A 362-nucleotide genomic window follows, 5' to 3' on the forward strand; every position below is an offset into this window, starting at 1 on the left:
CCGGCCATTGCACGGGCGTTACGAGGTCCTCATTCTCGGCGGGCGCCCCCCGTGAGCCGGGACCTCGCAGCGGATCAGCGCGCGGACCGACCCGCGCCGGTGGGGCTCAGCTCGGTGGCGGTGCCGGTCCCTGATCCGTCGGACGGGTTCCGGTCCGTCGAGGCGGGTTCCAGCCGCACCGCGGCCACCTTGAACTCCGGCATCCGGCTCACCGGATCCAGGGCCGGGTTGGTGACGTTGTTCGCCGACCCCGCCCCACCGAAGTGGAAGGGCCGGAACACCGTGTCCGGGCGCAGCGAGGCGACGCAGCGGACGCGCGCCGTCGTCGTCCCGCGCCGGGAGACGACGGCGGCCAGGTCGCC

1 protein-coding gene is annotated in these 362 nt (G+C 74.9%); it reads right to left on the reverse strand.

Going from position 1 to position 362, the window contains the following annotated elements; all coding sequences use genetic code 11:
• Positions 1-74: 74 nt before the first annotated feature.
• The coding region (locus tag DBV35_RS29485; protein WP_205648951.1) for a molybdopterin dinucleotide binding domain-containing protein at positions 75-362 on the reverse strand (288 nt) is incomplete at its 5' end.

This window comes from Acuticoccus kandeliae (genome assembly GCF_003073115.1).